The sequence below is a fragment of the Janthinobacterium sp. OK676 genome, assembly GCF_900103595.1.
Lineage (GTDB): Bacteria > Pseudomonadota > Gammaproteobacteria > Burkholderiales > Burkholderiaceae_D > Janthinobacterium.
The window spans coordinates 25882-50674 of record NZ_FNHA01000013.1 but is presented as its reverse complement, the minus strand read 5'-3'; the positions used below and the strand labels follow the sequence as shown (position 1 = coordinate 50674).

Genomic DNA, 24793 nt, shown 5'->3' with positions numbered 1-24793 from the left:
TGGCAGGAAAGAATCGCCAAGTATAAGCGTGCGGCAGCGTTAATCTTCCAGCGGGGCGAAAATCTGCTGCAAGTCTTCCTGCGTGAGCGCCATCTTTTGCGATTCGCCTTCGGCCAGGATCGATTGCGCCAGTTCCGATTTCTTTTGCTGCAGCAGCTGGATTTTTTCTTCCAGGGTACCCTTCGCGATCAGCTTGTAGACGAACACGGGCTTGTCCTGGCCGATACGCCAGGCGCGGTCCGTGGCCTGGTTTTCCGCCGCCGGATTCCACCACGGATCGTAGTGGATGACCGTGTCGGCCGCCGTCAGGTTCAGCCCCACGCCGCCCGCTTTCAAGCTGATCAGGAAGATCGGCACGGCGCCCTGCTGGAAGGCGGCCACTTGCGCGCCCCGGTCCTTCGTTTCGCCCGTCAGCAGCGCGTACGGGATGTCGCGCGACTCGAGTTCTTCCTCGATCAATTCCAGCATGCTGGTAAATTGCGAGAACACGAGGATCTTGCGCCCTTCGTCGAGCAAGTCTTCCACCATCTGCATCAGGTCGAGCAGCTTGGCCGAGCCGGCCGATTGCTTTTTCGCCGGCAAGGATTTGACGAGACGCGGGTCGCAGCAGACTTGCCGCAATTTCAGCAGCGCTTCGAGGATGACGATCTGGCTGCGCGCCACGCCCTTCTTGTCGATTTCCTCGCGTACCTTTTGATCCATCGCCAGACGCACGGTTTCATACAGGTCGCGCTGCGGGCCCGTCAATTCCACCTTGCGCACCATTTCCGTCTTCGGCGGCAGTTCCTTGGCCACATTGTCCTTCGTGCGGCGCAGCAGGAAAGGCTTGATGCGGCGGTTCAGCAGCATGCGGCGCAGCGGGTCGTCCTGGCGTTCGATCGGATGGCGGAACTGGGTGTTGAAGGTCTTCTCGTCGCCCAGCAAGCCCGGCAGCAGGAAGTGGAATTGCGACCACAATTCTCCCAGATGATTTTCCAGCGGCGTGCCGGACAAACACAGGCGGTGGCGCGCGCGCAGCAGGCCCGCGCTTTGCGCCGCCTTGCTGCGCGTATTCTTGATGTAGTGCGATTCGTCGAGGATGACCAGGTGGAAATCATGCTCGCGCAAGGTTTCCTCGTCGCGCGGCAACAGGGCGTAGGTCGTCAGCACCAGGTCGCACTGATCGATCTGGTCGAACTGCTGGGCGCGGTCCTTGCCTTGCAGCAGCAGCACTTTCAGCGAAGGCGCGAACTTGGCCGCCTCGTCCTGCCAGTTGCCCATCAGACTTGTCGGTGCAATTACCAGGGCCGGATGCGTGAGACGGCCCGCTTCCTTTTCCACCAGGATATGCGCCAAGGTCTGCACGGTTTTACCCAGGCCCATGTCATCGGCCAGGATGCCCGCCAGGTCGTGGTCGCGCAGGAATTGCATCCACGCCAGGCCATCGGCCTGGTAGTCGCGCAGGGTCGCCTGCAAGCCGGCTGGCGCCGCCACTTTTTGCACGGAACCGAACTGGCTCAGCTTGCGGCCCATGGCGCGCAGCTGCTCGCCGCCCGTCCATTCCATCTCCAGACCCCGTGCCAGCTCTTCCAGGCGCGCCGCATCCAGGGTCGACATGCGCACGGCATGTTTGATCTTGTCGCTGAAATACAGTTCGCCCAGGGTGTTCAGGATGGGGCGCACACGTCCCCACGGCAGCGCAACGCGCGTGCCGTCCGGCAAGGTTGCCAGCATCTGGTCATCGTCCGCATGCGCTTCGATGACTTTCGGATTGAAATCGTTGGGTGCGTTGCGGATCAGCTGCACCAGCACGGGCAAGAGCGGCACGCGCTCGTGGTTGACGACGATGCCCAGTTCCAGCTCGAACCAGGCGTTGCCGCTGTCCGGGTCCTGGTCGTCGATTTCCGCGTACCAGTCGCCCACGTCGCTCACGTCGTAGCGGTACTTGGCCGTCTTTTCCACGATCCAGCCCTGCTCCAGCAAGGCGTCGATGCCGGACTCGGCAAAACGCAGCCATTCCGCCTGGGACGGCAGTTGCAAGGCGCCCTTCAAGCCGCTCAAGGGGGCAGAGCCCGGCTTCTTGAATTGCAGCTCGGCCAGGGTGGCCAGGGCGCGCGCTTCGTCGACCGTGTTTCTCTGGATGATTTCCGTCACGTCGCCCACTTGCCGCACCACGCGCTGCGACGGATCGAACGAGACGCGCTCGCCATCGTAGTCGTAGGACAGCACGGCGAAATCGCTCCAGCGCTGGATGCTGCCATCGGCCAGCATGGCGCTATCGAGCAGCAAGACCGGTTGCGCCGGCACGTCCTTGCGCAAACGCTGCGGCAAGGGCTGCGGCAGCGGCATCAAGTGCTGCAAGCCTTGCGCCAGCAACAGTTGCGACACGCGCACCTTGTCGTTCGCGTTCAGGGGCGGCGCCTGCGCCACCAGCGCCTGCAAGTCGGCCAGGGAAATGTCGGAGCCGCCCTGGTTCAATTCCAGCACGCCGCACGACAGGTTGTCGATGTACCACGGCGGATCGGTGGGCAGCATGTAGTCGATCTGGTCGGCGCCATGGTGCTTCGCGCCTTCCGGCGGGTCCACTTGCCAGCCCAGGCGCATGGTCTTGCCTTCGTCGCGCCAGAACAGGCGCGCGGGACGCACGGGACCTTCCTTCAACGGGTACACGAGGCCATTGCCGACGTCGGCCCAGGAATTGGCCCACAACAATTTATCCTGCTCGGCCAGCATTTTCAGCAGGGCCGCGCCCACCTTGCCCTTGGGCTCCGTGGCGCTGCCCGTCTGCGAATTCTGCCCGCTGCGCATGGCTACGAAGAAGCGCACGAGGTCTTCATCGGCCGGCGTCAAAAACGTGGGCGGCGCCGACAGCAGGGAAAAGATTTCGCTGATGGGCGACGCCGCCGCCACGTCGCCATTCGGCCGCAGCCGCGCCTTGTACAGGCACAGGGCCACGTGGCGGCCGCCGCTGGTGGGCGCCAGCACGTAGATCAATCGATGCGCGTTGAGTTTCGGATCGGGCTCGGCAATCGTCAGCACGGCCTTCGGATGGGCGGCTGCCTCCACCCGCTGCAGCCAGGTGGCGACGGCATACGGCAAAGGCGCTCCCGGCGCGCTGGCCGGGGCAACTGGGGTTTCACTGGTTTCGTCGCGGGTAAAATCCATGGGGCGCATTTTTGTGTAAAGGTCGTATCCAAATCGGCAACAGGCAATATTATCCGCCATACAGGCGTTGCTGGCTTGATTCACACACGCTCTTTGAGCAGTTTTAATGCGCGATGCCTAAAAAATAAGTATTTAATACGACACTTGGGACCCGCTGGCGGCAAAAAAGGCCCGTCCAGGGCCTTTTTTAGCGCCGCTGGACGATTTATCAGGCCGGCACGGTGTCTTCTTCTGCCACGCTGGCGGCCTCGACTACCGGTGCTGTGCTCGTATCGGCTGGCGTAAAGTTGCGCAAAAACAAGAAGAACTGGCCCATCATCTGCGTCCACAGTTGCAGATTGATATTCAGGTACTCCGTGCTGACGCCACCGGCGACCAGCACATCCATTTCCAGCACGACGAAATCGCCATGCTGGGCCACGCGGGCGAAACGCTTGCTGCGGTGCCATTCGGCCAGCAAGCCGGCCGGCAAGTCGCCGCCCTGCACGCGCAGCGGGCAGCTCAGGGTCAGATCCGCGTACTGGCCAGGCGCCGCTTCATTACCCCACAGCACCTGGAATCCGATGCCATGGCTGGCACTGTGCAGGCGCACGACGCCGTCGTGTTCGATGCTGGTCACGGCGCAGCCAGCCGCCTTGATGGCGTCGGCCGTTTGTTCCGCGTTCAGGGTGGTCAGCAAGTTGGTATTCGTGTTTTCCATCGTCATTCCATTCATTTCAAGAAAAATTATTGGGGGGCCGGCGTTTCTGTTTGACGCGCATCAAAGCGGCCCTGATACAGCTGGTCGCCATACTGCTGCGCGATTTGCTCGAGTTTCACCCGGCTTTGCGCGGCAAACGGCTGGCGCGCCTTCATGACGTCCAGCACATCGAGGCCCTCATACGCTTGCAGGATGTCCTGTCCGACCGCATACAGCTGGGCATTCTTGCTTTCGCAGCGCGCCAGGGCGCCCCGCTGGGCCGTCACTTCGCCGTCGAGGCGCGCACGCTCCGCTTCCAGCCGCTTGCCCGTGGCAGTCAATTGCTCGCTGGCCTGGCGGTACTGCGCCAGGCTGGCGGCCGCCTCTTGCGCGGCGGCGGCGCTGCGCTGTTGCTGCTCGCCCAGTTTTTCCCGCTGCGCGCGCTCTTGCGCCAGTTGCGACTGGCTGCGCGCCAGCTCCTTTTTCAAGCCGTCGCTGGCGGGCGCGGCGGCAGCGGGCGCCGCCTTGGCCACAGGCACGCCCTTGGCTTTGAGCACTTCCAGCTCGCCGCGCGTCTGCTGCAATTGCGCCGTCACGTTACGCAACTCGGCCCGCAAGCGCTCTTCCATGCTTTGCCCCTTCTGTCCCTGCGCTTGGGCCGTGCCGGCGGCCAGCAAGCTCAGCAACAGCAAAGGCAGGCGCATTTTGTTGGATATCAACATCGTGGCTCCTTAGAAACGCGCGTTCAATTCGATTTGCAGGGTGTCGATCGACAGCGCCGAACCGAACACTTCGCGGCTCGACGTCCAGCGGCCGTTCAGCCACGTATTCTTGTCGAGCGCATACGCGCCGCCCAGGTAGTAGCCGCGCGCATTCGTGCCGCCCAGGTGGAAAGTCGAATCGTTGTAGGCGTCAGGCAAGGCGTCCGGTTCGATACGCTTATAGCCAAGCAAGACGTTCCAGTCGCCGCGCGCGGCCGGGCTGGCCTTGCCCAGCGTTGCCTGCAACATGTAGGCATTGCCGCCGCTCTTGAAATCGGCTTGCGAGACGCCACCCGTGCCGCCGAAATTGTTCATGATGCCGCCCTTGGCGCGCGCCCACATTGCGTTCTTGTCGTAAGCCATGTTGCGCACATAGTCGCCTTCGATGCGCAAGTCCGTGCCACCCGCCACCCTGCTATCCCAGCGCGCATTCAGGTTGGCCAGGCGGAATTTCGACGCCAGGCCCACGAATTGCGGCTGCGGCGTATTGGCCGGGTCCAGCGGGTTCAAGGCGATATTGCGCAGCAACATCAGGCTATTACCCTTTTGCATGCTCGATGGACGCGACCAGTCCGTGCTGCAGCCATCGGCGCCCGCGTACAGCGCGCACGGCTGCGAGTATTCTCCGCTGATGTTGCGGAAGTTGTAGTAGGCCAGCGCGCCACGCAATTGATGGTCGTTATTGATCTTCCACGAGGCACCCATTTGCGCACCGAGCAGCCATTTGTTTTCGCTCGACATTTTTGCCTGGCTGCGGCTAGGCGCATTGTCGGACGAATACTCGAGCGGAATCAGGCCCAGGGTACCGAAGACGGTAACGTCCTTGCTCTCGCCCACCGGTTGCTGCACCTTGGCGGCGATGCCGTCGAAATTGAGTTCGCTGGAAAACAGTTCGTCGCCAGACACGAATGGATTGTCGAAGCGGCCCGCCGTCAGTTTCAACCAGGAAGCGGGCTGGTACGACAGCCACGCCTGGTCCAGCCAGATGTTTTTCTTGCCCAGGCCGCCACCGAGGGTTTGCGTGGTGGACACCGGGCTGTCGTCGTTGCCGCTGGCCAGGCGGATGCCTGCTTGCGTGGTCTCGGAAATGTCGGCCAGGATACCCAGGCGGGCACGCGCGCGCAGCAAATGCTTGCGGTCTTCGCGCGTGTTCAGCAACGCCGGCAGGGCCAGGTTGGTGTTCGAGTTGACGTCGTAGCCGCTGCCGCTGTTGAGCGAGCGCCAGTCGATCTCGATATTGCTGTTGGCCATGTCGTAGTAGCGCGATTCGTAGCGCGCGCGCACGTCGCCTTCCAGACGGATGCGCTTGGTCCAGGCCGGCGTTTCATTCGGCGCCGCCCAGCCGCCCGCCTTCGCTTCAGCCATGACCTGGCCCTTGATCTCGTCGCGGATCTGTTCGCGCACGGTTTGCGAAATATACGGCACGCGCACGTCGCCCGGCTGCACCTGCGCCAGGGCCGCCGGCGCCGCAGCCGGACGGGCTTGCGCCGCGGCCAGTGCTTCGCTCTGCGCCTGCGCCAGCAGCGCTTCGCCGGCATCCTTGTTCAGGGCGCCGCTCTGGATCAGGCCGCGGATCAGTTTGACCATGGTGCTGTCGGCCGGTGCGGCAGCCTGGGCTTGTGCCGTGCCTGCCGCCACGCTCAGGGCCAGGGCGGCCAGCGCCAGCGGGAGGCGGCGCGCACGCTGTGGGGAAGAAAATAAGGAATTCATCGCTTCTTTCGGTAAATGAGGAATTAGTTCATGCGCTTACGGGCGCCGACCTTTAATGGAAACGCGGGCCGGGAAACGCAGGGACGCCGGCGGCCGTTCATCGGCGCGGAAATCGCGCACCATGGCCAGCACTTGCTCATCCGTCTGCGCATTGCCCGTGCCTTGCACCAGCTGCACTTTCGTCGTCTTGCCTTCCGCATCGAGCCACAGGTCGACGCGGATGTCGGCAAAGGCCAGCTGGCGCGTGCGCGGGTCGCGGGCGAACGCCAGTTGCAGCGCATTGGCCACATAGCGGCCATACGATGCCGCGCCCAGTCCGCCGCCACCGCCGCCGCCCGTCATGCCGCCGCCACGCCCGGCCTGGATGCCGAAAGCGTCGCTGCCGGCCTGCGCTGCGCCGTCGATGGTGACGGGGTCGCCCTTGTCCTGCGACGGGCTTTCCGGCGCGTCATCCATGGGCTTGTCGGCCGGTGTCGGTTCCGGCTCCGACACTTCCGGCACCACCTTGTCCGGCGTCGGTTCCGGCAGTTTTTCCGGTTCCGGCGGCGGTGGCGGCGGCGGTGGCAGCATCAGCATCGGCGGGGCCGCCACTTCGCGCTTGGTGGCAGCCGTGTCCGACAGCAAATACCAGACCAGCGCAGCCAGCGCGCCGGCCAGCAGCACGCCGCCGGCCACGCCGCCCCAGCGGCGCCACCACTGCGCCGCACCCGACGATTCCGGGGCGGCCATCTTCATCATGTCGTCACGCTTCACCTTGCGCTCCTCATGCCGGCTTGCCGGTCACCAGGCCCACCTGGTTCAGGTCGATACGGCGCAGCAAATCGAGCACTTCGACCACTTTCGCGTATTGCACGGCGGCGTCGCCGCGCACGATCACGGGGAAGTCCGGCGTCAGGGCCTTTTCCGTGCGCAAGCGCTCTTCCAGCTCGGGCAAGGTGACGGGATAGGCATCGAGGAAGACCTGGCCCGCGTTGTCGATGGTGATGGCCTTGGTCTTCGGTTTTTCCAGCGCCATGGCCGAGCTGGCTTTGGGCAGGTCGACCTTGATGCCGGGAATGCTGGCGTTGCTGGTCAGAATAAAAATCACCAGCACCACCAGCAGCACGTCGACGAAGGGCGTGATGTTGATGCCGCCGCTACGCTTGCGGGGGGTAAACTTGGCGGAGGTGGCCATGGTTATGCGCCCCTCACGCCTGTTGCAGCACGGGACGCATCTGGCGTCCGTCGCCCTGCTCTTCGGCCAGTCGCGTGGCGAACTCGTCGACGAAGACGGCCATGTCGGCAACGATGGCGTCCGAACGCGAGGACAGCCAGTTGTAGCCGAACAGCGCGGGAATGGCCACGCCCAGGCCGGCAGCCGTACACAGCAGCGCTGCCGCCATGCCCGGCGCCACCGAGTTGATGTCCACGGCGCCGGCCATGGCTGCCACGACGAACACCAGCATGATGCCGATCACGGTGCCGAACAGGCCGACGTAGGGCGCGCCTTCGATGGTGGTCGACAGCCAGATCATGCGTTTGGACATGCGTTCGCTTTCGCGCACCATCACGCCATCCATGGCGGCGCGGATGGCGCCGATGGTTGCGTTCGAGACGGCGTTCAGGTCGTAGCCGCGGTCGTGGCGGCGGCGCATCTCGTCGATGGCCACGTCATACAGACGCCACAGCGAGGAATCGGCCTTCACGGAAGCGCTCAGCTTGCCGTTGCGCGACAAGTGGTCGAGCGGCGCGCCGGCCGCTTCGTGGAACGACTGCATGAATTGCGCATTGGCGCGCGAGATGGCGCCATAGCTGCGGCCCTTGCCGATCATGATGATCCACGACAAGACCATCATCAGGCCCAGCACGCCGACGACGATCCACGCGTCGAGCGGCATGGCGGCGATGATGAAGCCGAAATGGCTTTTGCCCGCCTGCTGTTCATCGGCGCCAAACACGGCCAGGCGCGATTCGGAGCCTTGCGAGACGGCGTCGGCCAGCAACAGGGCGTCGGGACGGGCCGTGCGCGACAGACGCAGCTCGTCGATGGCGCCCGTGAAGTTGGCCAGGGTGGCGGCACCGGCAGCGACCGGCGGCGCATCGGCACCCACCGAGGCTGCCGTGCTGAACGCCGGCAGCGCGGTGGCCAGCGACACGGCCGGACGGCCGCCCACGTACAGGGCCACGTTGTTCTTGTCGGCCTTGACGGCCAGGTGCGACCATTGCGCGGCCTGGATAGGCTGGCCCGGCTTGCTGCGCTGACCATTGACCTGCACGAAAGGCACGCCCTGGTTCACGCCGATCAGCAATTCATTGGCGCCATCGCGGCGCGCATACAGCACTTGCTGCGCGCCCAGGCTGTCCGGGCGCACCCAGGCGGAGAAGGTGAACGGCGCGCCGGCGGCCAGCGCCAGCGATGGCGAGGCGGGCAGCATCAGCGGTGCCGTACCCAGGCGGGCGCCGGCGCCGATGACGGAACCGTCGAGTGCCGGCACGGCCGTCTGCGCATGGTTGCCGTAGGCGGTGCTGTCGCGCGCAGGCACGCCAGGCTCGGTGAAGTGGTAGACGAGGCTGTAGTCGGGATCGAAAGTGCGCTGGCCATTGCCGGAAGCGGGCGCCTTCGGATTACCGTAGTACATCCACAGCTGCTGCGGCGTACCGGCCGTCAGGGCCGGCACGTCGACCCAGATCAGGGCGATGCCCAGCAGCGGGTTGAACTGTTCGATCTGGTGGTTCAGCACGGTTTTATCGTCGCCCGCCACGAAGCGCAGGTCGGCGCCGTTGTCGCTGACGCCTTCGAAGTTGAAGTTACCCGAATGCAAGCGCAGCAGCACGGGAATGCGGCCGGGATCGCCGCCCACGGCGCCCGCCTTCGGGCCGGCGTCGACGGTGACGGGTTTGCGGTAAGCCCAGTCGGGCTGCCACCAGGCATGCGCCAGGCCGGGAACGAACGTGCCCAGGATCGTGAGCAGGAAAAGAAGACGTTGCATGACAGTGATTCTCCGAAGAAAAGTCTAAAAAAGTGCAGTGCTGGTGAGCTGGCCCGTCAGTAGCTGGCCGACAGGTTGAAATTGATGCGGCGCACGTGTTTGTGCGTGCGCGGGCCGTCGCGCAGCGGATACGAAAAATCGATGCGGCCATTCAGGTAGCGCAGGAACTGGAAGCTGCTGCCCACGCCCACGGAGGCCAGGCCGAACAGGTCTTTCTGCTCGATCATCGGATCGCGCAGGCGCAGGCGCGCGCCATCGGCAAAGGCGAACAAGCGCCAGTTTTCCAGGCGGCTGAAATACGTCAGCTGGGGCGTGCGCCATTCGACGGTGCCGGACACGCCGTAGTCGCCCGTCGCTTCGGCCGACAGGTAGCCGCGCACGGAATTGGCGCCGCCGGCGGCCATCTGCTCACCCGACACGAGCGCCGCGTCGGCAAGCTGGCCCGCCAGCTTGCCGTACAGCTGTGCGCCGCTGCCCAGGGTGGTGGTGGCGTTGGCGTCGCCCTTCAGGACGAGGAAGCTGGGCGATGCCTTGTAGCGCTTGTCGTCGTAGGCGGCGCTATTGCTGCCGTAGCCGAACGAGGCGCGCGTGCCGGCCACGAGGGACAGGCCGAGGCCATACGTCGTCGCCTCCGTCTGCGCAAAGCCGTTATACGACACGCTCAGTGGCACGTACTTGAGCGGAATATTGCTGCCCGTGCCATTGAGCTTGAGTGCTTCCTGGTTATCCTTGAAGTCGATGCCGGCCGAAAAACTGTGCCACCAGATGCCGCCGTTGGGCACCGTGTAGTTGAGCTTCATGCCCAGCGCGTGCCCCTTGCCCAGCACGTTGGTGCCGCCCGCGCTGGCCACGTTGCTGTTCGACCGGTAACCCGTCGCTTCCACGCTCCAGCCCTGCGTGCCGATGGGCGCCACGTACGAGGCCGACCACACTTTGGTCTGGTTCAGGTCGCCCGGCGTGCCGAAAAAGCTGATGGTGGCGCTATGCCCCATCTGCCACAGGTTGTCGTGGCCGACCGACACGCTCGTGCGCAATTTTTTCGTATCGGCGCTGTAATCGTTGTTCAAGCCCACGCTGGCACGCCACGGGCTGCTGTCCTCGACTTTCAAGTCCACGTCCATGGTGCCGGGCAAGCTGCCCTGCTTGACCAGCGGCATCACCTGGCGCTTGGGCCCCCGGTTCAGGGCCGTCAATTCCACTTGCGCCTGGGTAAAATCGGGCACCTTGCCTTCCGTCAGGGCCGGCACTTGCTGGCGCACATCGAGCGGCGAGTTGTATTGCGCACCGACCACGCGCAAGCGTCCCACTTTCGTTTCGCTCACCTGCAGCACCACCACGCCCTGCGCCACCTGCTGCTCGGGCAAGTCCACGTAGACGGACTGGTAGCCGCGCGCCTGGTAGGCCGCGACGAGGGCGTCGCGCGCCCCTTCCACGTCCTTCAGGCTGCGGCCCGGTCCCAGGAAGGGCGTGACCGCCTCTTCAATGGTGCGCGCGTCGAGCACGGTATTGCCGCGCACCAGGTATTCCTCGATGGTCAGCTGCCGTTCCGGCGCGGCGACGGGCGCGGCAGCCGGGACCGCGTCCTGCGCGCGCGCCATGCCGGGCAGCGCCAGCATGGCCAGGCACAGCATCGTCAAGGCCCTTGCAGGCGCCGCTGGCGGCACGCCCCTGCCCTTGGTTGTCATTTCACGCATCTTCCATTCACCTTAAAATCAAACGGTTGCCCTGTGTTGCGGCGCTGGGCCGGCGTTTTTCTGTTAATGCTGATCTACTGATGCCTAGACAGCCGCCGCGCGCGACGACTGCCGAATGTCATCAAATGTTCATAAAACTCACGGTTGCAGGCCGCGCCGCTCGTTCGGCGTGAGCGCCTGCAGCTGCGGCGCCGTCAACGGTCCCGCCCCCAGCACCTGCACCACGCCGGCCGGCTGGTAGCTGGACGCCTGCGGCTCGCCGCCCTGGTGCTTGCCAGCACCGGCTTCGTCCGCCTGCTCGTTGCCAAAGCCCAGCACCTTCACCGTGAACAGCGACGGCAGCGCCTGGCGCGTGGCGGCCCGTTCCCGTTGCAGCACGTCCTGCGCCGCCGTGACGGCTTGCGTGGCGGCCGCGCTGGCATTGCTGAGCGCACCCACGTTCACGCTGGCGATCACGGGCAGGCCCGCCGACTTGCCCTGCACCTGGACGTTTTCCGCATTGATCACCTGCAAGGCCGCCAGGTTGACGTTGCCCGAGACGCGGATGCCCGCCTCGCCCGCGTCGATGCTGCCCAGCGGGGCGATCAGGTCGATGTCGCCGGGCGGCACCTCCGGGATCGGGTTCAGGGTGGCGATGCCGGCGCCCGTGGCCGGCGTGCTCGGCGACAGGCTGACGAGGCCGATGCTGTCGTAGGTACGGCGCTGCGGCGTGTAGACGACGGTGGACTTGGTGCCGCGGCCCGCATTGATGTCGCCCGTGGCCGACCAGGCCAGGATGTTGCCGCCGAAGGTGGTGAAGATGCGGCTCTGGCCCAGCAGGATGCTGTCTTTCGCATACATCTGGATCTCGCCCGCGCCCTGCGTCAGCACGCCCGAGCCTTCGCCCGGCGCATAGCCGCCGTCGACGCCGATCAGCGCCCGTCCGCCCGGCACCGTGATGCCGATGTCGCCGCCCACATCCGTGTGGATGCCGGCATCGTTGACGATCACGTGCGGCACGTTGACGGTCGGACGGCCCGCTTCGGCCCACTCCTGCGGACTCAGGTAGCGCACGCCCTCGACCGGCCGCTTGGTGTACACGCCGCTGTAGTCATTGACCGTGTACAGCGCGCTGCTGAACATCGTCAGGTCGCCCTTGTACTCGATCTTCTTGCCCGCCTTGTCCTGCGATGGGAACAGGGTGGCGATGGCTTCGCGGCCGCGCAGGTAGCTGCCGCGGCGCATGCCGTCCGGATCGTTGTATTCGCGCCCGGCCGCCTTCAGTTCGGCAAAGTAGACTTTGCTCAGGTAGACCTGCTGCTGTTCCTTCGGCAGGGCGGCAAAGAAGCTGCGCGCATCGGTGGCCGGGTCGTAGCGGATGCCCAGGCCGCTGTCGCCGCCAAAGCGCGTTGTCAGCCAGTTCACCAGGTGCAGCTGGCTCACCTGCGCATATTCGCGCGCCAGGTCGCGCCGCGCGGTGCCCGTCGCCTGGCCGGCCTTTTCCAGTTCCGCCTGCTTCGTGCCGAGGAAGGCGGACGCGCCCGCCTCATCGCCGCTGTAGGCGAACTGGCCGCGCAGCCAGTCGGCCAGGGTCAGCTTGCCGCCGTAGACGTACACGGCGCTGCCGGCCTGGTCGGCCAGCGGCCGGTTCGGGTCGGCCAGCTTGGCCGGGTCCAGGTAGCGCGCCGCGAAGGCCGCATAATCGGGACCGTTGCGGCCCACGCCGGCGGCCACGCTGATGCCGGCGCCGTTGCCGCGCTCGCCGATACCGCTGCCGACGATGGAGCCAAGGCTGCGCAATTCCGCCTTGTCGGCCATGTACAGGTCGCGCCCGGCGCTCACGTTCAGCTGGCCCGGTCCCGCCACGTAGAAGGTGCTGTAGCGGATGTCGCGCCCGGCGCTGACGACGGAGACGTCGTCGGCATGGCGGTGCACGAACAGGTTACCGCGCGTGGACGAAACGCCGGAGACGACCGGCTTGTCCGGATAATCGGGCCGGCCGACATAGCCCAGGCTGGTCCATCCGGCCGCACCGTCCGGCACGCCCTCGACGCTGCCGAGCGGCGTGCCGGAATTGACGATGTCGCGCCCGGCGCGCACGGCCACGGCGCCAGCACCCTCGTACCACACGCCCAGCGGGCCCGTTTCGCCCTTCAGTGTTCCCCGGTACACGATGCCGCCCGTGCGCAGGCCAACGATGTCGCCGCTGTTGGCATAGAAATGCGCGGGCACCTGACCCACCGGTACGTAGTCCGACACCGTCGGCGCCGTCATGCTGAACAGCGGATACAGTTGCTGCGCAGCATCGCTGGCGCCATTCGACGACGAACCGAACCATTTCAGCGCGCCGGGTGCCAGCCCGTTGGCGCTGACGTTATGCAAGGGCAGCAGGCCGAACCAGACCGGGTCCAGGGCGCCGACGAAGCCCGGGTTGAATGGACTCGGCAACAGGCGCGGATCGGCGCCCGATGGCGTGATCGGATAGCCGGCCGCATGGATGGAGTCGGCGGCCAGCATTTCCAGCTGGCCCGCGCCCGTCTTGACGAATTGCGGCGCCACTGGCGACGGCGCCAGGATCACGCCGTTTTGCGGCATGTCGACGTTGCCGCCCTCGCCAAGCCTGCCCAGGCTGGCATTGCCGTAGTACAGGCTGCCGCTGGCGGCCACGGCGCGCAGCACGGACGGCATGATGAAGCGTGCATCCGTTGGCGCATGGTTGTTGCCCGGTGCCGCATTGATCCAGGCGGACGTCGGCGTCAGATTGCCACCGGCGCTGAACAGGTCGATGGCCGTGGCCGGCGTCCACAGCGAGAACCAGCTCCAGCCCTCGCCCTGGCGCTCGACACCCTGGTAGGTGAACGGCGAGCCATTGCCCAGCTGCTTGACGCGGCCTGCATCGGCCGTACCGCCCAGCACCAGGTCGCCGCGCGCATCGATGCGCACGCCGCTGTCGCCCGGCACGAGGATCGGCCCGCCGCTGGCAATGGCCGTGCCCGCCGTATAGGTTTCATACGGCCGCGATTCCTTCGGATCGGCGCGGTCGAAGCGCAGTTCGACGCCACCCACGGCACCCGCCTCCATGCGCAGCGCGCCGCGCAGATTCGTGAAGGTGCTGTTAAGCGTCGGATACTGGCGCTCGAAGCGCGTGTCGGCATTCGGGGCATCGCTGTTGGCGTCGAAGCTGCGCACCTCGGCGACAGGGTTGAGGCCGCCGCCGATACGGATATCGAGGTCGCCGCCGCCCGTCAGCAGCAGCTTGCCGTCCGGCGTCACCCTGCCCGTGCTGGCCACAGCCACGTTCAGCCCCTGGCTGCGCGGCGCGAACTCGCCGCCCGGATCGGCGCGCGACGTCAGCATGCCGGCGTTGCCGCCCGCCTGCAGCAGCACATTGCCGCCGCCGAGGGTGCCGATGCCCGTAAAGCCCGATACCACCGGAACGCCCGAAAACAGATCGTAGCCTTCGGGACGCGCGACATAGGTGCCGAAGTTGATCCACCACGCCGTCGGCACGCCCGCGCCCGTGCTGCCGCTGCCCTGGCGCCACAGCCAGGCGCCGATGTCGCTGGTATCCTGCTGCGCGCTCAGGGTACCGATGGCATCCTCACGCTGGGCGGTGGCCGTCCCCATGGTGTCGCCCTTGACGTCGCCCTGGGCGCGCAGCAGCAGGTTGCCGCCGTGCTCCGGATACCAGGCGCGGTACAGGCTCTCGCTGCCGCCATCGACGAAACGCGTCAACTTGTCGTCGCCCAGCGCGCCAAGCAGCTTGCCCTTGGCGTTCAAGCCGCGCGGCAGGTTGAACAGATCCTTGCCATCGACCAGCGGCGAGGCCGACTGCGTGCCCGCCGTGTAGACACCGTACAGCGAACGCATGTCGAAATCGCCGGCGGCGAGCAAGTCGAGGTCGCCCGTGCCCGTGCGCAGCACGCTGAACAGGGGCTGGCGCGCCGGTTCCACGTTGGTCACCATTTCGGGCGGTGTGCCGTCGGCAATCTTGATCACCCAGGTGGGATAGTTTTCCAGCAGGGCTGCTTCACCGCCCCAGTCATCAAGATTGACCTCGCCTTCCGGAAGTCCCATCTCGATGGCTTCTGCACTGTAGATATATTTGCCCGGCAAGCCCGTGCCCGGCTTGATCGACGTCCGTTCCCCCATACCGTAATGCGTATCGGCCAGCATCAGATGGGCATCCTTCGCATGCGGCCGCAGCGCGCGCGTATCGGCGGCGGCCGTATCGGCGCCGCCCACCAGGCGCAGCGACCACGCTTGCGACCCCTGGGCCAGCATGGGCGCCAGCGCCAGGTTGCGGCCCTGGCTGCCGCTGCCATCCGCGCTGCGCAGCGCCACCATGGTGTCGTCGCCCGGCAGCTTGACCACGGTGCCGGCGGGCAGCACGCTGCCCTTGTCCAGCGCCAGCGCCGAGGCCAGCACCACGCCATTGACGGCATTCGTGGCGTCGGCCACATCCCACGGCCTGCCTTCAGGGAAAGGCAGGGCCACGTTCGCCGGCCACACCATGGCCGCCACCTGGGCCGCGCCAGGCAGGCGCAGGCCGGGATCGAGCTGCATGCCGCTCGATAAGGTCAGCGCCTTCGGCAAGACCGTGCCGGCCGCGTACAGCACCGTGCCGTCGGCATCGCGCACGGCGCCGCCCAGCACGCTGCCGGCCGGCAAGTTCAACTCCGCCGTCAAGGTGGCGCGCGCCGCCAGCAAGGTGCCGCCGCGCAGTTGCATGGCCTTCATCGGCACGGCGAAATTGACGCTCGTGCCCGATTTGAAATACGTGTCTTCGGCCAGGGTCACGAGACCCGCTTGCGGCACGACGACCTCGCCGCCCCATGGCAAGCGGCCCTTCACCAGTTGCCAGCCCTTGTCGTCCGACGTGACGGGCAAGGTACGGGTATCGAAGCCATCCGTGATGCTGCCAAAGACGCTGAGCTTGCCACCGGCGCGCACGACCAGCGCACCCGCCTCGCCCGAGCCGTACACGCCGCTCAGGCGCGCCTGCGGATTGACGCCGTCGTAGCGGTGGCCGGACAGGTCGATGTCGCCATCGATGTGCAAGTCGCCGCCCGGCGTGGCGCTGACGATCTCGACACCGGGGCGCACATGGAAAGCATTGGCGTCGCCGCGCAAGCCGCGCAGTTTGCCGTCCATCAAGTTGCCATTGGCCAGCGCGTGGGCCATGAAGGCCTGGCTGTCCCCATGTTTCTCGTCCAGATAGGCCTGGTTGATGCCCTGGTAGCTGCGGCCGTCCGCATCCTTGCCGGTACCGGCCGGCGCATCCTTGTATTGCCAGAAGGCGTTGACGTTGATGGTGCGCGCGCCGGCGATGTTCAGCGCGCCGGCCGCATCGATGTCGATATCGTCGCCCGTGGCGCCGCCCAGGCGCCGCGCGTTCAGGTCGATGCTGCCGTAGTTGCCGCCCTTGTCTCCGCTGCGCAGGTCGAAACGCGCGCCATTTTCCAGGCTCAGGCGTCCGCCAGGCGCGGCCAGTTCGATGACGGCGCGGTTCGGCGCCTCGATCACCTGGCCGTAGCTGTCCGTGCGCAGCAGCGTGCCATGCGCATCGAGCACGGCGCCGGACTGGATGGTGACGCCGTCGCGGCCGGCCAGGCGGATGCTGCCCACCTGTTCGCCGCTGGCGTCGATGCGGCCGCTCACGTTCAAACTGCCGCCATCGACGGACACGCTCACTTCGCGCGCCTTGACCTCGTCGCCGATGGTCAAATTGCCCTGCTTGAGCTGGAAGCTGCGGCTGCCGAACACCTTGCCCGTGTTCAGGCGCTGGTTCAGGCCGGCGAAGTCGCCGATCTGTTGGGCCCGCACCTCCACGCCGCCGGCCGCGTACGGCACCTGGGTGCCGCCCGCGTCATAATGGCCGCTGGCGCCGCCCAGCAAGCTGCCGCGCAAGTCGGCCGTGCCTGCCGCCTCGCCCGTGGCGACCACGCTCAGCTTGCCGGCGCGGTTGTTCACGGCCGACACGTCGATCACGGAAGCGGCCGCCTGGCGCACATCGCCTGCGCGGCTGTCGAGGATCACGTCGCCGCCCCAGCTGTACTTGCTCGTGTCGTAGAAATCGATCTTGCGGCCCGCCAGATCCAGCTTGGCCTTGTCGCCCAGCAGCACATCGCGCTCGGCCGACAGGGTCAGCTTTCCGCTTGGCAGAACCACGGAGGTATCGACGCTGACACTGTTGCCGCTCAGCGCCACTTCCGCGCCCAGGGCGCCGGCCGGCGCCGCGTTCGCCGGTGTGGCGGGGGTCGCGCCGGCCGGCGCGCTCACCTTGAGGTCGCCGCCCGCCGTGATGCGGTTGACGGAACCGGCCGCGCCCGTCAGCAGCGGCGTGTTGATCAGCAGATCGCCGCCGCTGTAGCGGTAGCCATTGGTGGCCGTATCCCACGCGCTTTGCGACTGGTAGACGGACAGGCTGCCCTTGTTGTTGGCGGTCAGCTGCTCGCTGGCGTTGAGCGCCACCTGGCCGAAGCCCAGTATCAAACGGTCCAGGTTATGGATGGTGTCGGTACGGCTGTCCTGTGTGAAACCGAACTCGATGCGCTTGGCATCGACCTGCAAGCGCCCGCTACCCGTGCCGGGGCCGTTGGCAACGACGGCGCCGGGCGCATTCGTCGCGCCCTGCCACACGAGGGTGTCCGTGTGAATGCGCGCCAACGCGTCGCTGCCGCCATAGCCGTAGATGGCGGGCGTGTTGAGCACCAGGCGCGACAGCGACGACTTGCCCGTGGCCGCATCGATGGTCGACAGCTGCGACGAGTCATAGAAATTGAAGGAATTACGCGCCGTCAAACCCAGGCTTTCCAGCGCCGGTGCGCCCGTGCTCGTATCGCCGCGCAGCAGGCGGTCGAGCACGTCCTGGTTCAGCGCCAGGCCGTCTGGCAAAGCGCCACGGGCGCTGGCGTCCGCCAGCGCAGCTGCGCTGCCGATATTGATGGCCCCCATGCCCAGCACCAGGTTGCGCGTGCCGTAGCGCACGTTGTCGCGCAGGGTAAATGCGCGCTCCGTGACGGCGGCGATGGTGCCTTCCGAATACAGTGAGGTGGTGCCCGTGCAGGCGCCGCCCGCCTTGACGCAGGTGCCGATGTCGATGATGCCGGGACCACCCGAATCGAACGGCGTGCGCACGGCCGGCAGCATGTCCAGCCAGCCGTTCGAGACGGCCAGCACGCTGCCCATCGGCTCGTACACATAGCCGTCGCGCGAGTCCCAGGCCGCCTTGCCGCGGCCCAGCGTATTGATGCCGGAACCTTGCTCGAGGAAGATGCCGTCGTCGGTTTTCGTGGTCACCAGGAACACTTCGGCCGCCTTCAGCACGGCGCCCTCGCGCAGCACGATGCCGCCCGCCGATTCCTTGATGGCGGCGATATTGGCGCGCTGATTGCTGCCCGTACCGATATCGCTGTAGGTGACGCGCGGCAAGCCGCCGATGCCCAGGCGCTGGGCGCCGAAGGCGTTGATCTGCGAAGCATGCACGGAGACGCCATCGAAGTCCGCCTGCGCTGCCGTGCCGTCGGCCAGCACCTGATAGCGGGTACCCGCATGGCCACCCGTGCCCAGCAGCAGCGAGCCGCCAAAGCCGCCCTCGGCCGGCGTGTACAGGGCGCTGCCATCCATCATCAATGGCGTGTGGTTATTCTCGACGCTGTGCAGGGACGGGGCGATCAATTGCACCCGCATGCCCTTGGCGTCGCGTTCCAGCATGGCGCGCGGCACGCCGTCGCGCGTGGCTTGCGCCATGGCAAAGGTGGCATAGCCCGTTTCATTGTATTGCGAATAGGTACGCAGCACGTCGGCCGGCGTCAGGATGGCCTGGCCCGGTACGGCGTCGCGTATCGCCGTGCCGGCGATGCCCGTCTGCGCCGCCGTCGCATACGATCCATTGCGCATGGCCACCGTAGCGCCCGCCTCGACGGCGCCGGCCAGGCCATTCAGCTCCACGCGGAAGGCGCCGGGCAGCAAGGCGAAATTCGATGGCAGCAGGGTGTAGGTGCCGGCGGCCAGACCGGGCACGCCCGCGGCGATGGTGATCTGGCGTCCCACGGCCGGCTTGCCCGCGCCCTGCTCGGCCGTCAAAGGCGCCACGTCCGGCTGCACGCCGGGAATGATGGCGTACACGGGATTGGTATTCAGGCCGGGCAAGGTAAAACCGCCATTCGGCTTCATCTGCACCAGCGGATTGAGGCGCGCATCGGTGGAGCCGCCCCGTCCGGCCAGGAAGGCCGCGCCCGTCAAGGTGCCGCCGCCCGACAGGTCGAGCACGGCGCCGGCTTGCACGTCGACGGCGGCGCCGACCAAGGCGACCTCGGGTCCGTTGCCCACGCCCTTGAACACGACGTCGTTGCCGTCATATAGGTAGCTGAGGCCATCGAGCGTGCCGCCGTACGGCATCGTCAAGCCTTTCGCGCTGACGGACGTCAAGCTGCCCGGCAACAGATTGACATGGCCCGTATTGGCTTCAAAGCCCTCGGCGCCCAGGGTGATCTGGCCCAGCGGCGCGCGCAGCACGCCGTGCTGGTTGATGGTGGGAGCAATCAGGTTGAGGCTGCCGAACACGGAAAACGGCTGGTTCGGCGTGGCGCTGCCGGCGCTGCGCTCGATATTCAGGGTGCGCAACGGATCGAGCGTGACGCGGATATTGCCGTACTCGTCGACGCGGCTGCTCTGGCCCACCGTGAGCATGCCGCTGTCGCCCGTGGCCGGATAGATTTGCGCGGCGACCAGGGTGGCGTTGCCCGGCTGGTACAGGGCGGCGTTGTTCGACATGCGCAAGTCGCCGCGGCTGTTCAGGGTCAGCTGTTCGAAGGCATCGCGTTCGACGGCCAGCGGCGTGCCGCCGTTCTGCACGATCTCGCCGCGCGTGCCCATGTTGACCTCGCCCGCGAGGTCGAGCATGCCCGCATCGATCTGCAGCAGAGAGCCGTCGGCCACCAGCGGCACGCCCAGCATGCCGCGCCCCTTGCCCGAGTTTTTCGAGCCTTTCACGGCATTGGGCACGATGTAATTGTCTTTCTGCACGCGCGCGGCCGTACCCAGGCGCACATACGGCGCCGCCAGGTGCACCTGGCTGGCAAGGCCATGCAACTTGTCCTGGCCGTCCGCATCGGGCTGCGGCGTCTGCGGCTTCGGCTGCGTCAGGCCCAGCGAACTGGCGCTCAGGCGCAGGCTCTGGCCCAGCGCCAGGTTGACGTCGCCATCGACGCTGAGCATGCCGTTCACATGCATGGCCAGGTTATCGAAGCCGCCCGCCTTCACGCGGTCGGCGCCCAGGCGCGCACTGCCGTAGCGCAAGGCTTCATCCTGCTGGCCGGCGCGCAAACCGGCCGGCAAGACGCTGTCGCCCTGCACTTGCGCCAGCACGAATTCGCGCGGCACCCGCACCGCATTGTCGACGCTATCGCCTTCCAGCGTCAGGCGGTTCACTTGGCCGTAATTGGGCGTGTCGAGCGCCATCGCCAGGGTGCCGCCGGCCGCCCCGGCGCCACCGGCCACCGCACGCAAAGTGCCATCGGCAAAGATGCCGTTGTACGAACTGAGCGAAATCAAACCGCCGCTGCCGGCCACGTTGACGGCGCCCTGGTTCGGCAAGTCCAGGGTGGCTTGCGCCCCGCTGGCGTCGAGCAGTGCGCCCGGGCGCACGACGACAAAGGCGTCGGCCGCGTCGACGCTGGCCGCGTCGGCCTTGTAGCGGGCGCCGATCTCGATGCTGCCGCCCTTGTCGGCGCGGCCATAACGGCCGCCGCGCATGTCGGTGGCGACGGTGGCGCGGCCGGCGACGTCGAGCACCGCGTGTTCGCCGATCCAGATCGACGTGGCTTGTCCCTTGCCGTTCGGCACATCCGCATCGCTGCCCGTACCCAGCGTGCCGGGCAGCACGGCGATCTTGCCGCCCCAGGCGTCGAGGCGGCCATCGATGCTGACCTGGCCATTGCTCGTCATGCTGATCTGGCGGCCCGGATCGACCGCGACGACGGCGCCTTGCGCCACCGCCAGGGCGCCCTTCACGTACGGGCTGCCGGCCGTCAGCGTCAGGTCGGCGCCGGCGCGCTGCGTCAGCTTAGCCTTGCGCGCATCTTCCTGGTACAGCTCCGGCATCCACACTTCCAGCGCGGCGCCTGGATCCGTGCCGCCGGCCACCGTGTGGCCGGTGGCGGGATTGAAGCGCAGCACGGGCATCTTCACGTCGAGATGCGCATCCTTGACCACCACGACGCCGTCACGGCCCGTGACGGCGTAGTCGGCAAAGCCGCTCTGGAACAGGCTGGCGTCCAGCGCCAGCATGGGCTGCACGGCAACGTCGCGCCCCAGCATGGTGCCGGTCGGCAGCAGCACGCCACGCGGCGCGCGCACGTCGTCGGCGGCGATGCTGCCGGCCGCATACTGGGTCGTGATCGGCACGATGGGCAAGCCGTTCGGGAAGGCCGCCGCCGACACCACGAAACCCGTCGTGAGGCCATTGATGGCCGTCACCACGCTGCCGGCGGGAACGATGGAACCGCCCTGGACGTACGCCAAGCCGTTGATGAAGAAGCTCGCGCCCGGCGGCACCAGCACACTGTCTGCCACGACCAGCGGTTTCTGCGTCGACACATCTGCCGTCACGGGCATGCTCAAGGTCTCGCCCGGCTTGATCAGGCTGAGACTCAGCGCGAAATCGAAGGGAATCTTCTCGCCCTTGGCAATCAGAAATTCATCGGCCAGGCGCAGGCCGACGGGGGCGCTGCTTCCCCCTGGCAACACGTCGCCGTCCCGCAGCTTGCCGCCGATGCTGACGGCCGTCCCGTTGTCGATCGTCAGGCGACCTCCGCCCTTGACGCCATGGCCGCGCAGCTCGCCATCGAGCTTGAGCACGGCGCCCGTCGGCGTTTTTTCACGCGGCAAGTCAACGGCCAGGGCGATGTCGCCGCCGCGCCCGCCCTGCAGGCTGCCATTGCTCATCAGGGCCGCGCCCGACGAAACGTCGATGACGCTGCCGCCGGCCAGCTCGATGCCGCCCGAACTCTTCAATGTGACCTTGCCGCCATTCACGTACGGCAGGCCGCCGCTGGCGCCCGGGTCCAGCTCCAGGTTGCTCCACAGGCCGCGCGCATCGAGACGCACGCCGGGCGCCACGCGCACACCGGCCTGGCCCGTGGCGCGCCCTTCCGGCGACACGGGGCCATCGATCCACACGGCGCCCCCGTTCGCCTGGTAGCGCGAGACCATATTGCCGGCCGCGATGCTGCCGCTGCGCGCGCTCACATTGGCCTTGATGGCCACGTCGGTGGCGTGCAGGGCGATGTCGCCGCCATCGGCCACGCGCACGTCCGCGTTGACGTCGAGCTTGTCGTAGGCGTAGATATTCAGGGCGCCCAGCTCCAGGCCGTTGAGCCAGTCCGCATCGAGCTGCAGGGTCTTGCTGCGCGCGGCCGGCAAAGCTGCACTGAGCAGCTGGCCATCGGCGACGGGCGCCACCTTGCCGATCTCGACGCTTTCCAGCACGGCTTGCGGGCTGTCGCGCAACTGGCCCGCCTTCGGATCGAAGACGGGCGTCATTTTGCCGACGATCAATTGACCGGCGCGCGCGGCCGAGGTCTGCGCCTGCTTGTAGCCATCGACGCCGTCGTCGCGCTTGCGCTGCTGGCGCTCGCCCTGGAACACGGACGTGTCGACATCGCCTTCGAGCACGGCCGCGCCCGTGGAGACGATCAGGCGGCCCGCATCGCGGCCCACCGTGTAGCCGTTTTCCAGGCGCTCGCGGGGACCGATCAAGGCATTCGCATGGGTTTCCGTCGTGTTCGCGCCCCAGCGCGCATGCGTGCTTTCGTAGCCGCGGTACAAGCCCGTGTACAGATTGTCGCCAGGGGCCGTGCTCAGCTTGACCATCGCGCCATCGGCGCCTTTCAGCCACGTCTGCTTGACCATGCCCGTCTGCACGTCCAGCGAACCGCCGGCGATGTTGATGCGCGAACCGGCCTGCGTCACCACTTCGCCGCCGCCAAAGCCGACGGTGCCGCCCTGGGCCGCCCACTCGCCGATGCCGTGGCCGCTGGTATTGAGGTAGCCGCTCACTTCCAGCAGGCCACCGGCCGTGTACCAGCGGTCCGTGGCGTAGCCGTTGGTGCCGGCCGGCACCAACACCAGGTCGCGGCGATCGACCCACACGTCGCTGTTGTTCAGGTACTTGGCGTCGCGGCTGCCCGGCGCGTCGCGCTGTTCGTTGCCCTGCACGTTGACCAGCACATTGTTGCTGCTCATGTCGACCTTCACGCCGACGGCGCCGGACACATCGATGGCGGCGTCGCGCGCCACGTGGCTGCGGCGGGCCGCATCGGCCAGCACCTGGCCGCCCGTGGCCAGGGTCAGCGAATCGCCTTCGAACTCGATGTTGCCGGCGGAGACGATGCGCACCAGCGACTGGTCGCGCCGGTCCTGCGGCGTGTCCGTGCCCTTGCCCGTGTCTTTCAGCAATGTGTCGCGCTGCACGTCGAGCGCCGTGGCGCCGTTGTCGTCGATGACAATGGCGCTGACGCTGCCGCGCGCCAGGGTGACGGCGGCGTTCTCGCCCGCCGCCGCCAGGTGGATCGTGCCGCGGCCATTGACGGTCGTGCTCGACAACAGCACGCCATCCTGGCGCACGCTGTTGCCGCTGAGCGTGATGTCGCCCGTGGCCGCCTGGATCAGGCCGTTATTCACGACGCTGCCGGCGCCGCTGTCGGCCACGCGCAGCATCTCGACTTCATTGCCGCGCGTGCTCGAATACTGGTTCTTGTCCGTGCCCATGCCCTGGCGCACGACGATGGCGTCGCCGGCCGCCAAGGTGGTCTGGCCATTCGGCGTGGTGATGGCGCCCGCATTCTCGACGGCGCGGCCGGCCAGCAGCACATAGCCGCCGCCTTCCGTCACCGTCTGCGGCTTGCGCGTGTCGATGCGCGCGCCGGCGGCGACAACGACGTCCGCTTCGGCCGCCGCATGCGTAAAGGTATTCTGGCCCAGCAGCAAATCGTTCGCGAAGGTCGGTACGGCGCCCGTGCCCTGCGTCTTCCCGTACAGGCCGCTCTTAAACTGGCTGTCGCTCATGCCCATGGCGGCGGCGGCCAGGTTGCGCGTATCGACCTGGCTGCTGCCCGCAAACACGATGCCGTTGCGGTTGACGATCATCACCGTGCCGTCGGCCTTGATCTGGCCCTGGATCTGGCTGGGGCGCGCCAGCGGATCGTTGACGCGGTTCAACACGGACCAGTGCGATTTCTGGTCGAACTGCAAGGTGGTGTTCTTGCCGACATTAAAACTTTCCCAGTTCAAAATCGCCTTGTCGTCCGTCTGCGCGACCTTCACGACGGTCTTGCCGTCGGCCTGGGTTTGCACGGGCGCCTGGGCGTTGAGCCAGCCCGCCGTCAGGCTGTTGCTGTCGACCTGCAAGCCGCCCTTGACGAGGCCGTCGGGCGCGCCGCCGGCCGCCAGCGCCGCCTGCCGCGCGGCCGCCTGTACCGCCTGTTCGGCGGCGATGCCGCGCGCGGTCAGCAACAAGTTGTTCAGCGATTGCTGCAGCTTGCCTTCGGCCTTTTGCTGCTGCAGCAAAGGGTTGTTCAGCGAGGTGGCCGGCTGGCCATTCGGCAAGCGTCCCGTAGCGGTGGCCGTTCCCTGCTGCGCTCCCTTGCCCGCAAACCAGGCGCCGCTGAACGGCTGCTGCGCCTGCGCGCCGCCTGCCTGCAGCAGCATGGCGATGGCCAGCGCCAGCGGTTTCAAGCGCACCGGGCGCCCGTTGTGGCTGCCCGCCATGGCGGAGGAGGATGCGTGTTTCGTGACCGACTTGCTTCGCTGCATGGCGACATTCCCTTTTCATGTTCCGTTGCTGACCGATAT

At 66.9% G+C, this 24793-nt stretch carries 9 protein-coding genes; all 9 read right to left on the bottom strand.

Going from position 1 to position 24793, the window contains the following annotated elements; translation table 11 throughout:
* Positions 1-39 precede the first annotated feature (39 nt).
* Positions 40-3144 carry a DEAD/DEAH box helicase gene (locus tag BLU39_RS22855; protein WP_092717317.1) on the bottom strand — a complete coding sequence of 1035 codons (3105 nt, stop codon included), beginning with the start codon at positions 3142-3144 and terminating at the stop codon, positions 40-42.
* Between the two features lie 208 nt (positions 3145-3352).
* Positions 3353-3844, bottom strand: coding sequence for a YbjN domain-containing protein (locus BLU39_RS22850; RefSeq protein WP_232731246.1), 492 nt, complete (start codon positions 3842-3844; stop codon positions 3353-3355).
* Between the two features lie 26 nt (positions 3845-3870).
* Positions 3871-4545: a hypothetical protein gene (locus tag BLU39_RS22845; RefSeq protein ID WP_092717311.1), complete on the bottom strand. Its 675-nt coding sequence runs from the start codon at positions 4543-4545 to the stop codon at positions 3871-3873.
* Between the two features lie 9 nt (positions 4546-4554).
* Positions 4555-6294, bottom strand: coding sequence for a putative porin (locus BLU39_RS22840; protein WP_092717308.1), 1740 nt, complete (start codon positions 6292-6294; stop codon positions 4555-4557).
* A gap of 36 nt (positions 6295-6330) precedes the next feature.
* Positions 6331-7047, bottom strand: coding sequence for an energy transducer TonB family protein (locus BLU39_RS22835; protein WP_254789043.1), 717 nt, complete (start codon positions 7045-7047; stop codon positions 6331-6333).
* A gap of 10 nt (positions 7048-7057) precedes the next feature.
* Positions 7058-7468 carry an ExbD/TolR family protein gene (locus tag BLU39_RS22830; RefSeq protein WP_034753784.1) on the bottom strand — a complete coding sequence of 137 codons (411 nt, stop codon included), beginning with the start codon at positions 7466-7468 and terminating at the stop codon, positions 7058-7060.
* A gap of 13 nt (positions 7469-7481) precedes the next feature.
* Positions 7482-9263, bottom strand: a complete 1782-nt coding sequence (locus BLU39_RS22825) for a DUF2341 domain-containing protein (RefSeq protein WP_092717305.1) — start codon at positions 9261-9263, stop codon at positions 7482-7484.
* 56 nt (positions 9264-9319) lie between these two features.
* Positions 9320-10957 (bottom strand): ShlB/FhaC/HecB family hemolysin secretion/activation protein, encoded by a 1638-nt coding sequence (locus BLU39_RS22820; protein WP_217635103.1) that lies wholly within the window; start codon positions 10955-10957, stop codon positions 9320-9322.
* 138 nt (positions 10958-11095) lie between these two features.
* Positions 11096-24754 carry a filamentous haemagglutinin family protein gene (locus tag BLU39_RS22815; protein ID WP_092717302.1) on the bottom strand — a complete coding sequence of 4553 codons (13659 nt, stop codon included), beginning with the start codon at positions 24752-24754 and terminating at the stop codon, positions 11096-11098.
* Positions 24755-24793: the final 39 nt, after the last annotated feature.

Bases quoted from the DNA above. Each gene is read 5' to 3' on its own strand.
- BLU39_RS22845 (WP_092717311.1), bottom strand. From the start codon at position 4,545: ATGTTGATATCCAACAAAATGCGCCTGCCTTTGCTGTTGCTGAGCTTG.
- BLU39_RS22840 (WP_092717308.1), bottom strand. From the start codon at position 6,294: ATGAATTCCTTATTTTCTTCCCCACAGCGTGCGCGCCGCCTCCCGCTG.
- BLU39_RS22830 (WP_034753784.1), bottom strand. From the start codon at position 7,468: ATGGCCACCTCCGCCAAGTTTACCCCCCGCAAGCGTAGCGGCGGCATC.
- BLU39_RS22850 (WP_232731246.1), bottom strand. From the start codon at position 3,844: ATGGAAAACACGAATACCAACTTGCTGACCACCCTGAACGCGGAACAA.
- BLU39_RS22855 (WP_092717317.1), bottom strand. From the start codon at position 3,144: ATGGATTTTACCCGCGACGAAACCAGTGAAACCCCAGTTGCCCCGGCC.
- BLU39_RS22825 (WP_092717305.1), bottom strand. From the start codon at position 9,263: ATGCAACGTCTTCTTTTCCTGCTCACGATCCTGGGCACGTTCGTTCCC.
- BLU39_RS22820 (WP_217635103.1), bottom strand. From the start codon at position 10,957: ATGCGTGAAATGACAACCAAGGGCAGGGGCGTGCCGCCAGCGGCGCCT.
- BLU39_RS22815 (WP_092717302.1), bottom strand. From the start codon at position 24,754: ATGCAGCGAAGCAAGTCGGTCACGAAACACGCATCCTCCTCCGCCATG.